Annotated in this window: 17 protein-coding genes; 9 read left to right on the forward strand and 8 right to left on the reverse strand. The window is 69.0% G+C overall.

What is annotated here, in order from left to right; translation table 11 throughout:
* Positions 1-34: 34 nt before the first annotated feature.
* Complete coding sequence (locus CQW49_RS06515; RefSeq protein ID WP_003611368.1) at positions 35-859, forward strand: universal stress protein; 825 nt, start codon at positions 35-37, stop codon at positions 857-859.
* On the opposite strand, the gene CQW49_RS06520 is transcribed toward CQW49_RS06515, so the two are convergent.
* Both CQW49_RS06520 and hemC read right to left on the reverse strand, forming a co-directional pair.
* Positions 831-1,568: a uroporphyrinogen-III synthase gene (locus CQW49_RS06520; RefSeq protein WP_003611367.1), complete on the reverse strand. Its 738-nt coding sequence runs from the start codon at positions 1,566-1,568 to the stop codon at positions 831-833. The genes CQW49_RS06515 and CQW49_RS06520 overlap by 29 nt on opposite strands.
* Complete coding sequence (gene hemC, locus CQW49_RS06525) at positions 1,565-2,491, reverse strand: hydroxymethylbilane synthase (protein WP_003611366.1); 927 nt, start codon at positions 2,489-2,491, stop codon at positions 1,565-1,567. Before hemC ends, CQW49_RS06520 begins: the two co-directional genes overlap by 4 nt.
* A gap of 316 nt (positions 2,492-2,807) precedes the next feature.
* Between hemC and holA the strand changes: the two genes are divergently transcribed.
* Positions 2,808-3,839, forward strand: a complete 1,032-nt coding sequence (holA, locus tag CQW49_RS06530) for a DNA polymerase III subunit delta (RefSeq protein ID WP_003611365.1) — start codon at positions 2,808-2,810, stop codon at positions 3,837-3,839.
* Positions 3,840-4,056: 217 nt separating this feature from the next.
* Positions 4,057-4,623 carry a hypothetical protein gene (locus CQW49_RS06535; RefSeq protein ID WP_003611364.1) on the forward strand — a complete coding sequence of 189 codons (567 nt, stop codon included), beginning with the start codon at positions 4,057-4,059 and terminating at the stop codon, positions 4,621-4,623.
* Positions 4,624-4,642: 19 nt separating this feature from the next.
* Here CQW49_RS06535 and CQW49_RS26040 read toward each other — a convergent pair whose 3' ends face one another.
* The 3 genes from CQW49_RS26040 to CQW49_RS06545 all read right to left on the reverse strand — a co-directional run bounded on the left by CQW49_RS26040 (position 4,643) and on the right by CQW49_RS06545 (position 6,987).
* Positions 4,643-4,777: a hypothetical protein gene (locus CQW49_RS26040; RefSeq protein WP_003611363.1), complete on the reverse strand. Its 135-nt coding sequence runs from the start codon at positions 4,775-4,777 to the stop codon at positions 4,643-4,645.
* 329 nt (positions 4,778-5,106) lie between these two features.
* Positions 5,107-6,096 carry a tyrosine recombinase XerC gene (locus CQW49_RS06540; protein ID WP_024749929.1) on the reverse strand — a complete coding sequence of 330 codons (990 nt, stop codon included), beginning with the start codon at positions 6,094-6,096 and terminating at the stop codon, positions 5,107-5,109.
* 96 nt (positions 6,097-6,192) lie between these two features.
* Entirely contained in the window at positions 6,193-6,987 is a 795-nt protein-coding gene (locus tag CQW49_RS06545) for a creatininase family protein (protein ID WP_003611361.1), read from the reverse strand.
* 75 nt (positions 6,988-7,062) lie between these two features.
* Between CQW49_RS06545 and CQW49_RS06550 the strand changes: the two genes are divergently transcribed.
* From CQW49_RS06550 to CQW49_RS06560, 3 genes are read left to right on the forward strand one after another with little or no spacing between them, the layout of a single operon-like run.
* Entirely contained in the window at positions 7,063-8,073 is a 1,011-nt protein-coding gene (locus CQW49_RS06550) for an ABC transporter substrate-binding protein (protein ID WP_003611360.1), read from the forward strand.
* Positions 8,070-8,846, forward strand: coding sequence for an ABC transporter ATP-binding protein (locus CQW49_RS06555; protein WP_003611359.1), 777 nt, complete (start codon positions 8,070-8,072; stop codon positions 8,844-8,846). Before CQW49_RS06550 ends, CQW49_RS06555 begins: the two co-directional genes overlap by 4 nt.
* A complete protein-coding gene (locus tag CQW49_RS06560) occupies positions 8,843-9,628 on the forward strand; it encodes an ABC transporter permease (protein WP_003611358.1) in 786 nt (261 codons plus the stop codon). The genes CQW49_RS06555 and CQW49_RS06560 overlap by 4 nt, the downstream gene beginning before the upstream one ends.
* Before the next feature lie 18 nt (positions 9,629-9,646).
* On the opposite strand, the gene CQW49_RS06565 is transcribed toward CQW49_RS06560, so the two are convergent.
* Positions 9,647-11,077 carry a L,D-transpeptidase family protein gene (locus CQW49_RS06565; RefSeq protein ID WP_003611357.1) on the reverse strand — a complete coding sequence of 477 codons (1,431 nt, stop codon included), beginning with the start codon at positions 11,075-11,077 and terminating at the stop codon, positions 9,647-9,649.
* Between CQW49_RS06565 and CQW49_RS24415 the strand changes: the two genes are divergently transcribed.
* Positions 11,061-11,252, forward strand: a complete 192-nt coding sequence (locus CQW49_RS24415) for a hypothetical protein (protein WP_155931306.1) — start codon at positions 11,061-11,063, stop codon at positions 11,250-11,252. The two genes, CQW49_RS06565 and CQW49_RS24415, sit on opposite strands and share 17 nt — an antisense overlap.
* 10 nt (positions 11,253-11,262) lie before the next feature.
* Positions 11,263-11,772, forward strand: a complete 510-nt coding sequence (locus CQW49_RS06575; protein ID WP_003611356.1) for a TlpA family protein disulfide reductase — start codon at positions 11,263-11,265, stop codon at positions 11,770-11,772.
* A gap of 242 nt (positions 11,773-12,014) precedes the next feature.
* On the opposite strand, the gene CQW49_RS06580 is transcribed toward CQW49_RS06575, so the two are convergent.
* Positions 12,015-12,596 (reverse strand): cob(I)yrinic acid a,c-diamide adenosyltransferase, encoded by a 582-nt coding sequence (locus CQW49_RS06580; RefSeq protein WP_003611354.1) that lies wholly within the window; start codon positions 12,594-12,596, stop codon positions 12,015-12,017.
* A gap of 16 nt (positions 12,597-12,612) precedes the next feature.
* Complete coding sequence (locus CQW49_RS06585) at positions 12,613-12,804, reverse strand: twin transmembrane helix small protein (protein ID WP_003611353.1); 192 nt, start codon at positions 12,802-12,804, stop codon at positions 12,613-12,615.
* Between the two features lie 293 nt (positions 12,805-13,097).
* Here CQW49_RS06585 and CQW49_RS06590 point away from each other — a divergent pair, with 293 nt between their 5' ends.
* On the forward strand, positions 13,098-13,823 hold the full coding sequence (locus tag CQW49_RS06590) for a tetratricopeptide repeat protein (protein ID WP_003611351.1): 726 nt from the start codon (positions 13,098-13,100) through the stop codon (positions 13,821-13,823).
* Positions 13,824-13,852: the final 29 nt, after the last annotated feature.

Consider the following 13,852-nt stretch of genomic DNA (forward strand, 5'->3'; position numbering starts at 1 on the left):
TCGGCTCGCTTCGCCCGACCGAAAGGCCTCTCACATGTCCGACGACTATTTTCGCTCGATCGTTTTTCCGACCGATTTCTCGCCACAGAGCAGCGCCGCTTTCGCTCACGCGCTGCGCATGGCCGTCGCCGCGCGCGGCCTGCTGCATCTGCTGCACATCGGCGGCGCGGGAGAGCCGCACGACTGGTCGCAATTTCCACATGTGCGCGACACGCTCGCCGATTGGGGAATGATCGAGCGCGGCGCGAGCGAGGCCGCGGTGGCCGAGCGGCTCGGATGCGACATCCGCAAGGCGCTTGTGAAAGCGCATGATCCGGTCAACGGCATCCGGTCCTATCTCGAGCTTCACCGATGCGACCTGCTGATTCTTGCGACCCATGCGAGCGCCCTGCAGCGTTTGCTGCTCGGCTCGACCGCCGAGGCCGCCGCCCAAGCCGCCGGGACGCCGGCATTGTTCCTGCGCGACGGCCAGAAGGGATTCGTCGACGCCGGGACCGGCGAGATGCGGCTACGGCTCGTGCTGATGGCCGTCGATTTGACGGACGCCGCAGAGCCGGCGTGGCTCTGGCTGTCACGCGCCGCGGCGCGGCTCGATCCCGCCTGCCGCATCCGCCTGCTGCATGTCGGCGAGGCGGCGCCACGCCTCGGCGCATCGGCGCCGGCGGTCGAGCTGCGGCATGGTCCCGTCGCCGAGACGATCATCGACCATGCGCGGGAGATCGGCGCCGATCTGATCGCCATGCCGACGAGCGGCCTCCAGGGATGGACACAGGCGCTGAAAGGCAGCGTGAGCGCGAAAGTCATTCACGGGGCCGACCAGCCGGTCCTCGTCATTCCGGCCCAGGCGCTCGGCGGCTGACCACGGGCGGCGCTCGAGACGATTGAAGCAGGCTGTCCTCATTCGGTGACGACGCCACGCGCACATGCGTGCAGCCGGCGCCGCGCAGCACGCGCGCGACGTCCGCCGACAGAGCGAGATGCGCGACCGCCTCGATCCGGCGCGCCTCGACGCGCCCCTGCGTCAGCGCCAGGAACAGCGCCGCGCTGCGCGCCGAATAATGCAGCACGACATCGATCTCGCCGCACGCCATCGCCGCGAGCGCATCCGCCGGGAGGGCCGCCGTCTCCTGCGCGTGATAAATCTCGACGACGCGCGTCTCATGGCCGCAGCTGCGCAAAAACTCTTCGAGCGCGTCCTTGCGGTCGCGGCCGGCGAGATAGAGGAAGCGGCGCGGCGTGGGAAAACGCTCGCGCAATAGCGCGATCAGTCCCGCGACATCACTCGCGCTCGCTTCCACATGCAGCCCCCGCGCGCGCGCCGCTTCGGCGGTTCGCGCGCCGACCACATAAAGCGGAACGTCGCGGAGCGTCTCGACATCCTCGCCCGCGTGGCGCAGCGCCCGCGCGCTCGTCGCGAGTACCGCGTCGAAGCTCTCGCGCGGAATCGCCGCGCCGGTGGCGACGATCTCCGTCACCGGCGCGAGGATCGGCTCATGGCCGAGGCGCCGCAATTTTTCCGCCGTGCGTTCGGCGTCGTCCCGCGCGCGCGTGACGAGCACGCGGCTCATGAGAGGCCCGCGACGCCATGCGGCAGGCGCAGCAGGATTTCATTCGCCGCGTCGTCGCCGAGCCGCGCCGCGTCGATCGCCGCCCCGCGCCGGCGCGCCTCATAGATTTCGGAGCCGTCGGCGCGCAGCGCCAAGCCATGAAACTCCATTGCATCGCCATCGACGCGCGCATGAGCGGCGATCGGCGTGCGGCAGGAGCCGTCGAGCACAGTGAGAAAGGCGCGCTCGGCGGCGAGCGCCGCGCCGGTGGCCGCATCCAGGATCGGCGCCAGCGCGTCGCGCGTGCGCGCGTCGCCGGCGCGCTTGGTGATGGCGATGGCCCCCTGCCCCGCCGCGGGCAGAAAATCCTCGAGCGGCAGAATGGCGGTCGCTTTATCGGCGAGGCCGAGGCGCTTCAGCCCGGCGAGCGCCAGCAACGTGCCGTCGACCTCGCCGCTCTCCACCTTGTGCAGCCGCGTCTCGACATTTCCACGCAGCAGCGTGACCGACACATCCGGCCGCAGGCGCTTCACCTGGGCGCCGCGCCGCAGCGAGGCGGTGCCGACGACGGCGCCTTGTGGCAAATCGGCGAGGCTCGCGCCGCCGCGACCGATCCAGGCGTCGCGCACATCCTCGCGCGGCAGAAAGCCGGCGATGGCGATCTCGGGCGGCAGATGGGTGGGCAGATCCTTGGACGAATGCACGGCGAGATCGATCCGCCCCTCGGCGAGGGCGATGTCCAGCTCGCGGGTGAAGAGCCCCTTGCCGCCCGATTCGGCGAGCGGCCGATCCTGGATCATATCGCCGGTGGTGCGGATGATCTCGATCGGCAGCGCCTCCTCGGGCGCCCCGAGCGCCGCCGCCAGCAGCCGGCGGACCTCATGGGTCTGCGCCAGGGCGAGCGGGCTGCCGCGCGTGCCGATCGTCAAAATTGCCGTTGTCATCTCGCTTTCGCCTCTCGTGAGCGGCGGACTATAGGCAAAAGCGCGCCCGCCACAAGGCGGCGCGATTCCTTCCCCCGCTCGCGGGAGAAGGTGGCCCGGCGAAGCCGGGTCGGATGAGGGTCCACGCCGATTTGAGTGATTATATTCAATTATCACAAAGAGAAATCGCGCGAACCGGGGGCGCCCTCATCCGACCCTCGCTGACGCGAGGGCGCCCTCTCCCACCCTGCGGGAGAAGGAGCGCGCGTCGAGATTCTGGCTGGTTCTCGCGCGTCGCGGAGGCTAGACAGGATCCTCGCCTTCGCCGAGGTTTCGCATGGTCGCCGTCAAGAGCCGCGAGGCGCAGCGCTTCGTCGATGCGCCGCCCGCGGCGATCTTTCTGTTCCTGCTCCATGGCGCCGACGCCGGCCTCGTGCGCGAGCGCGCGCTCGCGCTGATCGCCAAGCGCGTGGACGATCGCCGCGATCCGTTCCAATGCATCGAGATGAGCGGCGACGCCGTCGCCGCCGATCCGCTGTCGCTGCTCGACGAAGCCAATACGGTGCCGATGTTCGGCGGGCGGCGGGCGATCCTGGTCGAGGCGGGGTCCAAATCCATCAATGCGCCGCTCGAGCAATTGCTCGCCGCGCCGCCGCGCGATTGCGCCGTGGTGGTGACCGCGGGCGTGCTGAAGCGCGACGCGCCGCTGCGCAAGCTGATCGAGCCCGCCAAGCTCGGCGCCGCGATCGAATGCCAGCCGGACGCCGAGCAGGACCTCGAAGCGCTGATCGACGAGAGCCTGCGCGCGGCGGGGCTCGCCGCCACGCCCGAGGCGCGCATGCTGCTGCGCGCCGCGCTCGGCGAGGACCGCCGCATGAGCCGCGCCGAGCTCGCCAAGCTCGCGCTCTACAAGCATGGCGAGACGACGGTCGAGGCGAAGGATGTCGAGGACATCGTCGCCCACGCCTCCGCCATCGCCTCCGACCGGCTGGTGATCGACGCCTTCTCGGGCGTGGCGGCGGCGGCCGGGGAGGAACTCGACCGGGCGCTCGCAGGAGGCGCCGATCCGGGACAACTGCTCGGCGGCGCGCTGCGCTATGCGATGGCGCTGCATCGCGCGCGCCTCGCCGCCGATCGCGAGGGCGGGCGGACGGACGCCGGCGTCACCATATTGATGCGCAGCGGCTTCGGCGTGTTTCCGCGTCCGGCGCTGGAGCGCCATTTGAAGAGCTGGACCGCGGCCAAGATCGCGGGCGTGATCGCCCCCTTGCGCGAGGCGCAGCGGCGCGCAAGGGTCGACGCTTCGGTCGCCGAGATCGAGGCGGGCCGCGCGCTGCTGGCGATCGCGGCAAGGGCGGGGAGGAAGTGAGACCGACTGCCTACTGCGTCACGAAAAGCCGCAACGTTCGGGGCGCCGTCATTGCGAGGAGCGAAGCGACGAAGCAATCCAGGAGCCGCCCCGAGGCTCTAGATTGCTTCGCTACGCTCGCAATGACGACCCATCTTTCGTTGTTTTTCATTATGTGACGCCGCGGAACGACCGCCTACTCACTACTGCCCACTCCCCCAAAGAAGAGGAGCCACCCATGGACGAACTGAAACAACGCCTCTCCCGCGCCTTCTGGTTCGCGTTGGCCGTGCTCTTTCTCATCGAGAGCTGGCTGTGGGACAATGTGAAGCTGGCGCTGGTGTGGCTCGCCCACGCCTCGGGGCTGAAGGATCTGGAGCCGCGGGCGCGGGCCTTCATCGGCGGCCTGTCGCCAGTGGCGACGCTCGCCGTCTTCACCGTTCCTGCGATCACTATTTTTCCGCTGAAGCTGATGGCGGTCGCCGCCATCGCCCATGGCCATGTGCTCATGGGGCTCTGCGTCATTTTCGCCGCCAAGACGCTGGCGCTCGGCGTCACGTCTTTCCTCTTCGACGCCAGCCGCGAGAAGCTGATGCAGATCGCCTGGTTCGCGCGGCTCTATGCGCTCGTGCTGCGTGTAAGCGCCTGGGCGCATGGCCTCGTCGATCCGGTGCGCCAGCGCCTGCGCGAGGCGCGCGCCTATGTCGCGGCGCGGCTTTCCGCTGCGTTCGGCGAGGGACGGTCGCAATTTTTCCGGCGGGTCGCGCTCCTTCGCGCGATGGTGAAGCGGCGCGGCGCATCGTGAGAGACGCGCCGCGCGCCGATCAGCGGCAGAGCGCGTAGCCGAGGCAGGCGTCGGCCGAGACCGCCTGCCCCGAGGTGACGATGATCCAGACGCCATAGGCGAACGCCATTGCGAGCAGCAGCCCGAGCAGCGACAATCTCGGCGTTTCGCGCATGTTCCCCTCCTGCGATCGGCTGCGTCGCTCCCCGCGCGCAGTCCGACCCTCGCGCCTTCGAGGCCCGCGGCGCCATGTGCTTCCGCACCGCCGCAGCCCCGGCACGCTGCTTAAGGAAGGGCGCAGCAGGAGAAAAACGAGCCTGTGCCGCCGCTGAATAATTTCACCGCGCCAGGGTTGACGCGAAAGGGAAAAATCAAAGCAAATTCAAATCGAGGTAGCAGAAAACGAGGCCCGGTCATCGACGCATTGGACAATCGGCGGAGGAGTCTCCCTGCCGCTCTGGATTGCTTCGCTACGCTCGCAATGACGGGGCGCCACTCAGACTCCTACTCCCTACTCTCTCCCCTCCCCGCCCGCGGATGCGCCGAACGATACGCCTCCAGCAGGCGCTGCTTGTCGACCGCGGCGTAGATTTGCGTGGTCGACAGCGAGGCGTGGCCGAGCAGCTCCTGAATGCTGCGCAGATCGCCGCCGCGGCCGAGCAGATGGGTGGCGAAGGAATGGCGCAGCGCATGCGGCGTCGCGCTGTCCGGCAGGCCGAGCGCGCCGCGCATGCGCTCCATGGCGAGCTGCAGAATGCGCGGCGACAGGCGGCCGCCGCGCGCGCCGATGAACAGCGGCCCGCCGGACAGCTCATGGGGACAGAGCCGGATATAGTCCTCGATCGCGCGCCGCACCGGCTCGATGATCGGCGCGACGCGGGTCTTGCCGCCCTTGCCGTGAATGGTGACGCGGTCGATCTTGCCGATCGGCGCCGCGTCGCGGTCGATCGACAGCGCCTCGGAAATGCGCAGGCCGGCGCCATAGAGCAGCGCCAGCGCGGCGGCGTCGCGGGCGATGATCCAGGGCTCGCGCGCCTCGCCGGCGCGGGTCGCGGGATCGACCAGCTCGCGCGCGTCGGCGACGCCGAGCGCCTTGGGCAGCGCATGCGGCCGCTTGGGCGCGCGAATGGCGGCGAAGACGTCCGTTTTGGCCAGGTCCCGCTTTTCCAGGAAGCGCATCAGCGAGCGCACCGCGGCGAGCCCGCGCAGCAGCGAACGGTTCTCGACGCCCTGCGCGCGGCGCCGGGCCATGAAGGCGCGCAGATCCGCAGGCGCGAGCGCGCCCAGCAGGGCCGCATTCGCCGGCGCGCCTTTGTGCTCCGCGAGAAAAGCGAGGAAGAAGCGCGCATCCCGCGCATAAGCGGCGAGCGTATGGCGCGAGCAGCGCTTCTCGCCGGAGAGATAGTCGAGCCAATCCTGCGCCGCTCGCGCGATCTCGGGCGCCGCGGGGAAGGCGGCGGGCTTGCGCGCGGGTTTCGCTGGAGAGTCGGACATCAGCGATGGATCGCGCCGGAGCATGAACATAGAATTAAGGGCGTGACTTCCTTCTCCCGCCCTGCAGGAGAAGGAAGAGAACGGCGCGATTTCGCTTTACGACCGCAGCCGCTCCAGATCGAAGGCCTCGACATCCCGCAGCAGCTCGACGAAGGCGGTGGCCCAATAATCGGCGGCGGCCTCGCCCTTGGCGGCGCTGGCCGCGGCGGCGTCGCCGAGGGCACCGTCGCGAGACAAATCCTGCGTCATCCAACCGAAGCCGATAGGCTTGTCGGCGCGCAACCAGGTGAACTCGCGCTCGAAAGCTTCGCTCTCCGAGCCGAAGCGCGCGGCGCGCGCCGTGTCGACGAAATCGGGCGCCAGCGCCAGCATCAGCGAGGTCTCGATCTCGCCGCCATGCACGCCGAGGCGGATCTCGTCTTCCGGGAAGAGCCCGTCGGGATAGCCGAAGCGGTGCCAGGAACAGGCGACCGCGAGCATTCCGCGACGCGCGCGCAGCTCCAGCGCGGCTTGGGAGAGCAGCGGCGTATTGCCGCCATGCGAATTGAGGAGTACGAGCTTGCGGCAGCCGGCGCGGGCGACGCCTTCGCCGATCTCGGTCACGAGCCGCAGCGCGGTCTCGTGCGAGAGCGTGAGCGTGCCGGGAAAATCGCCGTGCTCGATGGAGACGCCGATCGCCTGCTGCGGCAGGAACAGGACGTCGAGATCCTCCGGCAGACGCTCGACCACGCGCTCGATCATGCCCTGCATGATCGCGCTGTCGACGCCGACCGGCAGATGCGGCCCATGCTGCTCGACGGCGGCGAGCGGAAGGACCGCGATGACGCGCGACCTGTCGAGGTCACGGAAGTCCACGGTGGTGAGGTCGGTCCAATAACGAGACGGAAGCATGGCGAGGAAGTTAGACCTTTCGGATGCTCTTCGCCATAGCGCCCCTCCTGCAAAGACACTCAAACGAGGCAATCGATGACGAAACGCTTCGCCGCAATGCTCGCGGCCTTTCTGCTCGCCGCGCCGGCGCTGGCGCTCGACAAAGTCTCCTTCGCCACCAATTGGCGGGCGCAGGCCGAGCATGGCGGCTTCTATCAAGCCGTCGTCGACGGCACCTATGCCAAATACGGTCTCGACGTCGGCATCGTGCAGGGCGGGCCGCAGTCCAACGCGCGCCTTCTGCTCGCCGCCGGGCGCGTCGATTTCTGCATGGGCGCCAATCTCATTCAGACCTTCTCCGCCGTGCAGCAGAAGGCGCCGATCGTCGCCGTCGCCAGCCTGTTCCAGAAGGACCCGATCATCTTCATGTCGCATCCCGGCGCGGGGCTCGACCGCTTCGAGGATCTGCCGAAAGCGACCGCCTTCATCGGCAACGACAATCTCGTCTCGGTGTTCCAATGGCTTCGCCAAGCCTATGGCTTCAAGGAGGAGAAGGTGAAACCCTACACCTTCAACTCCGCGCCCTTCCTCGCCGATAAGAACTCCATCCAGCAGGGCTATCTCACCTCGGAGCCCTTCGAGATCGCGCGCCAGGGCGGCTTCACGCCGAACGTCTTCCTGCTCGCCGATTATGGCCATGACAGCTATTCGACGACGATCGAGACGCGCGCCGAGACGATCGCGGCCAAGGCCGATCTGGTGCAGCGCTTCGTCGACGCCTCGATCATCGGCTGGTATCATTATCTCTACGGCGACCATGCCGCCGCCGACGCCGCGATCCGCAAGGACAATCCCGAAATGTCCGAGGGCCAGCTCGCTTATTCCTACGCCAAGATGAAGGAGCGCGGCATCGTCGACAGCGGCGATTCGCTCACTCTCGGCATCGGCGCCATGACCGACGCCCGCGTGAAGAGCTTCTTCGACAAGATGGCCAAGGCGGGCGTCTTCCCCGCCGATCTCGACATCGCGAAGGGCTATACGACGCGCTTCGTGAACAAGAAGATCGGCGTCGAGCTGCGCCCGGCGCAGGCGGCGAGCGCGCCGTGACCCTGCGCGTCGCGGCGCAGGCCGCCCCGCTCGTCTGCCTGCGCGGGATCGGCAAGGCCTATGACAATGGCGTCGCGGCGCTCGACCATTTCGATCTCGATCTGCGCGAGGGCGAGCTCCTCACTCTGCTCGGCCCCTCCGGTTGCGGCAAATCGACGGCGCTGCGGCTCATCGCCGGCCTCACCGAGCCGAGCCGTGGGCGCATCGACTGGCGCGGAGCGCAGGCGGCGCGCGCCGGCTTCGTGTTCCAGGAGCCGACGCTGCTGCCCTGGGCCGATGTCTTCGCCAATGTCTATCTGCCGCTGCGGCTCGAGGGGGTCGCGCGCGAAACGGCGGCGCCGCGCGTGCGCGAGGCGCTCGCCCGCGTCGGCCTCGCCGATTTCGAGAGCGCGCTGCCGCGCCAGCTCTCCGGCGGCATGAAGATGCGCGCGGCGATCGCCCGCGCGCTGGTGACGCGGCCGTCGCTCCTGCTGATGGACGAGCCCTTCGCCGCGCTCGACGAGGTGACGCGCTTTCGTCTCAATGACGACCTGCTGGCGCTCAAGCGCGAAACCGGGACGACGATCGTCTTCGTCACCCATTCGGTCTATGAGAGCGTCTATCTCTCGACGCGCATTCTCGCGCTGGCGGCGCGCGGCGGCGCGATCATCGACGAGATCGAGATCGACGCCGATATCGCGCGCGACGAGGAGTTTCGCGCGAGCGCGCAATTCGCGCAGCTCTGCCGGCGCGCCTCCGCCGCTCTGCGCAGCGCTTCGGGAGAGCGCCTGTGAGCAAGGTGAGCTTTCGCGATGCGCTGCTGCCGCTGGCCGTGCTCGCCGGCGCGCTCGCCGCCTGGGAAGCGGGTGTCCGCGGCTTCGCCATTCCGACCTATGTGCTGCCGGCGCCGAGCCTCATCGCCGAGACGCTGGTGAAGGATCGCGAGATCCTCTTTTCCGCGCTGCTGGTGACGCTCGCCACCGCGCTCGAGGCCCTGGCGCTGGCGACGCTCGGCGGCGTCGCGCTGGCGCTCTTGATCTCGCGCTCGCGCGCGCTGGAGCGCGCGATCATGCCCTTCGCCATCGTGCTGCAGGTGACGCCGATCATCGCCATCGCGCCCTTGCTGCTCGTCTATCTCGAGCCGGCGCGGGCGGTGCTGGTCTGCGCCTTTCTGGTCGCCTTCTTTCCCATTCTCGCCAACGCTTCGCTCGGCCTCGCCTCGGTCGACCGCGCGCTCGTCGAGCTGTTCGATCTCTATCGCGCCTCGCCCTGGCGGAAGCTGATCCTGCTGCGCGCGCCAGCGGCGCTGCCGCAGTTCCTCACCGGGCTGCGCATCGGCGGCGGCCTGTCGCTGATCGGCGCCATCGCCGCCGAGCTCGCCGCAGGCGCCGCGGGCCAGGGCGCCGGCCTCGCCTTCCGCATTTCGGAAGCGGGCTATCGGCTCGACATTCCGCGCATGTTCGCGGCGCTGGCGCTGGTCTCGGCGGCAGGGGTGACGATCTATGGCGCGCTGACGCTGCTGACGCATCTTTGCCTGCGCCGCTGGCACGAGAGCGCGCGCGGCAAGGGCGAGTAGACGAAGGCTCGCGCGCGCTCAGCGGTCGCCCCGCGCCTCCCCGACCGCGTCGACGCCATAAACGTCGTTGCGGAAATGCACCGTCCCGTCGGCCGAGGCCCAGCCGGTCATATAGACCCACACCACCGGCACGGGCTTGGGCAGCGCCACGTCCTGCCGCTCGCCGCCGGCGATCTTGGCCAGGATCGCGGCCTTGTCCCATTGCCCGCTCGGCGAGCCGGAAGCGCCCTGCAGCAGCCAGGCGGCGAGATCATAGACGCCCTCGACGCGCACGCAGCCATGCGAGAGGAAGCGGTAGTCGCTGGCGAACAGCCGCTTGCTCGGCGTGTCGTGCATATAGACGGCGTGCTTGTTGGGCATGGCGATGCGGATCGAGCCGAGCGAGTTGCCCGCGCCCGAATCCTGGCGCAGCGTGTAATTGGCGGCGCGCTCATTCGCCCAATTGATCGTTTTGGGATCGACCTCGGCGCCGTGATTGTCGAGCACGCGGATGCGGAGCTTCGCCAGATAGGACGGGTTCTTCTGCATCTTGGGCATGATCTCGTTCTTGATGATCGAGACCGGCACCGTCCAGGTGGGATTGAGATTGACCGCGCCGACCCGCGCTTCGACCTCTGGCGAGGGATGGTCGACGCCGCCGACGATCGCCGTGTAGCGGCGCACGACGCGGCCGTTCTCCACGGCGTCCACCGCCGCAGAGGGAATATTCACGACGATATAGCGCGGGCCGAAGGGGAAATTATTGCCGGCGAGCCGCTGCGCCGAGGAGGCGAGCTGACGGAAGCGCACATTGGCGGGCACGTCGAGCTCGCGCAGCGTGGCCCCGGCGACGACGCCGGTCTGCTTCAGCCCCATGCGGAACTGAAAATGCTTCACCGCCTGGGTGAGCGCGCCGTCCCAGCCTTCGCCAGCGGCCGCGGCGCTCGGCAGATCGCCTTCGACCGCGAGCCGCTTGCGCAGCGCCGCGACGGCGCGACCGCTGGAGCCCGGCTTCAGAGCGGCTCCGACCTTGGGCCAGCCGCCGGCGTCGGCGATCGCCGCATAGCGCTCCGAGGCGAGCGAGGTGGTGAAGAAAGTTTCCGGCTGCAGCGCCGGAGTCGGATCATCGGACAGCGCGGTCTCGCGCGGCGGCGCCGGCTTGGGTTTCGGCTTGGGCTTCGGCGCGACCTGCGCCTGCGGAGCGGGAGCGGGCGTCTCGCCCGCAGCGGCTGGCGCAGGCGCGGCGGGAACGGGCTCGGCCGGAGCGGGAGCCGGCGCAGCAGCGGGCGCGGGCACGGGCGCAGGAGGAGCAGACGCGGCGGGCGCAGGCGCGGGACTCGTCGGAGCCGGAGCCGGAGTCGGCGCGGCTTCCTGCGCGGGGGCGAAACGAATCACGGCGGGCTCGACGCTCAGCGCCGCGGCGACCGCCGCCAGCGCAGCGAGGCGTCCTATCTTGTTCACGATCGTCATCTTTTCCGAAGGCGGCGCGGCGTCTCGGCCAGTGCGGCCGAGCAGGCTCTATCCAAAGCTTTTCCGCTTTGCGGCGCGCGCGGTCAACAAATGTTTGCGTTTTAAGACGACCTGGGACGCCGATAGCGTGAGCGGTCGTTTTACGCTATGTGAAGATGCGGCGCTGTCTTTTTAGGGACTGAACGATGCTGCGTGCGAGGACACAGCGAGCGAGAGCTCATGCGCTGCTCGCGGCCGGCCTCGCCGCCTGCGCCGCTGCTCCGGCGGCTGCGAGCGATCCCGAGCCCTTCGCCGAGGGCTCCTACGCCCTCATCCGCAAGGCCCATGCGGGACGTCCGCTGATCGTGCATTTCTGGTCCGTCGCCTGCCCGACCTGCGTGCTCGAGCTCGCCGATTGGGCGCGGCTCGCGCGCGAACGCCGCGACATCGATTTCGTCTTCGTCAACGCCGACCGGCTGCGCGATCGTCATCGCGTCGAGGCGCGCATGGACAAGGTGGGGCTGCGACAAGCGGCGAATTTCGCCTTCGCCGAGGAGAGCGTCGACCAGCTCTATCGCGAGGTCGACCACCATTGGAGCGGGGAATTGCCCTTCACCGCGCTGATCGGCGCCGACGGCGAGACGCGAACGGCGGCCGGCGCGCTGGACTCGCCGCCGATCAAGCGCTGGCTCGCGCCGGAGGCGAAGGCGCGGTGAACGGCCGCGCCACCCCGATTTGTCACACCATGAAATGTGAGCCAACGGAAGCCGGGGCCGTCATTGCGAGCGGAGCGAAGCAATCCAGGGCCGTGGGGCGGCCCCTGGGTTGCTTCGTCGCTCCGCTCCTCGCAATGACGCCGCCCCTATCATTACGGCTTCCCCTGACGCAGTAGACCTCGAGTTCTTTCATTTGAGCGAATTCTGATCGATCGAACGATTCCGTTCGATCGGAAAGCGCGCTATCGCGTCGCGCCGGGGGTCCACAACACATCGCCCTTCTCGCGATTGGCGTAGCGCGCGGCGACGAAGAGGAAATCCGACAGGCGATTGACATAGCGCAGCGCCGGCGCGTCCACCGTCTCCTCCGGCGCATTGGCGAGCGCGACCATCATGCGCTCGGCGCGGCGAGAAATCGCGCGGGCGACATGAAGATGCGCGGCGGCGGCGGTCCCCCCCGGCAGCACGAAGGATTTCAAGGGCGCGAGCGCGGCGTTGAGCGTGTCGATCTCGCGCTCCAGCCGGTCGACCTGCGATTGCAGAATGGCGAGGCGGGCGGCGCCGTTCGGCTCGACGCCCGGCCTCTGCGGCGTCGCCAGCTCGGCGCCGAGATCGAACAAATCGTTCTGAATGCGCGCCAGCATGGCGTCGAGCGCCGGCTCGGCGGCGGTGGCGAGGCGCGCCACGCCGATGGCGGAATTGGCCTCGTCGACCGCGCCATAGGCTTCGACGCGCAGATCGTCCTTGCGCCGCCGCTCGCCGGTGGCGAGCGAGGTGGCGCCGGAATCGCCGCCGCGCGTGTAGATTTTATCGAGACGCACCATCGAATTGAAATCTCGTTCAGTGTCGGAAAGCGAGGACCGCAAGGATCAGCAGAAGCGCGCAGAATTGCAAGCCCACGCGCCACCGCATGAGCAATTGCGAGCGGTTGCGGTCGCCCTTGCGCAACAGATTGATCAGCCCGAGCAGCACGACGACGGCCACAGCGGCGACGGCGCCGAGGACGAGGAGATTGGACCAGTGCGACATCATCGGCCCGTTCTCCGGCAGGCGCGCTTCATGGCGGCTCCATGACTAGAGGAGCGCGGAGCGGCGGGCAAGGGGCGGACGGGGCGCCAAATTCAGATTAGCGCGCAGAGCATTTCCACCGTCATGGCCGCGCTTGTCTCGACAAGCGCGGCCATGACGGTGGAACGACAAAGGATTTTCGACACGGATTCGGAAGCCCTGGCGGCGGCGCCGCGCAACTGGTCTTGCCGCCTGCGCCATGCTAACAGCGGCTTTCGCGCCGGGATCGGTCCGCCGCGCAGCTTTCGGGGAGCGCCATGTCCGATATTTTCCGCGAGGTCGACGAGGACGTCCGCCGCGATCAGGCGGCCAATCTCTGGAAGCGCTATCGGACGCCGGTGATCGTCGCGGCGGCGCTGATCGTCGCCGGAACCGCGGCCTGGAGCTTCTACGAGAACAAGCGCCTCGAGGCGGCCTTCGCCGCCAATCAGCGCTATGGCGCTGCGGCCGAGCTGGCGGCGGCGGGCAAGAGCGCCGAGGCCGCGGCCGCCTTCGAGGCGGTCGCCAAGGAGACGCCCAAGGGCTATGCGACTCTGGCCCGGCTGCGCGCCGCCGAGGAGCTGGCCAAGAGCGACAAGGAGAAGGCGCTCGCCGCTTTCGACGCCGTCGCGCAGGACAAGAGCGTCGACCGCCTCACCCAGGAGGTGGCCAAGCTGCGGGCCGGGCTCGTCGCGCTCGAGCAGGGCGACCGCTCGAAAATGGTCGATCGCCTCGGCGAGCTCGTCACCTCCGACGGGCCGTTCCGCTACACGGCGCAGGAGCTGATCGGCCTCGACGCGCTGAACGACGGCGATTTCGACGAGGCGCAGCGCGTGTTCAAGCTGCTGCTCGACAATCTCGACGCGCCGCATGCGATGCGCCAGCGCGCTTCCGCCTATCAGGCGCTGCTGAACGCCGCGCGCGGCGGCAAGCCGACGCCGTCCGCGCCGGCGCCCGCGGCCCCCGCCCCGGCGCCCGACGCGCCGGCGGTGGAAGTGAAATAGGCGGGCCGCCAGCGCGGGCTCGATGCCGC

It is taken from the genome of Methylosinus trichosporium OB3b (assembly GCF_002752655.1).
GTDB classification, from domain to species: domain Bacteria; phylum Pseudomonadota; class Alphaproteobacteria; order Rhizobiales; family Beijerinckiaceae; genus Methylosinus; species Methylosinus trichosporium.